The organism is Pannonibacter anstelovis (assembly GCF_036881715.1).
Taxonomy (GTDB): Bacteria; Pseudomonadota; Alphaproteobacteria; order Rhizobiales; family Stappiaceae; genus Pannonibacter; species Pannonibacter anstelovis.
The window spans coordinates 1-203 of sequence record NZ_JBAKBF010000045.1; the positions used below are offsets into that span (position 1 = coordinate 1).

1 protein-coding gene is annotated in these 203 nt (G+C 66.0%); it reads right to left on the minus strand.

What is annotated here, in order from left to right:
- A partial coding sequence (locus tag V6L75_RS21140) for a methyl-accepting chemotaxis protein (protein WP_334253411.1) occupies positions 1-203 on the minus strand: 203 nt, incomplete at both ends.

The following is a 203-nucleotide window of genomic DNA, read 5'->3' on the forward strand; positions in this document are numbered from 1 at the left end:
GCGGCCTGGATCTCGGCGATCTGGCCCGAGATTTCCTGCGTGGCACGGGACGTCTGTTCCGCCAGGGCCTTCACTTCAGTGGCCACGACCGCGAAGCCCTTGCCGGCTTCACCGGCACGCGCGGCTTCGATGGTGGCGTTCAGGGCCAGCAGGTTGGTCTGGCCTGCGATGTCCGAGATCATGCCCAGCACATCGCCGATCTT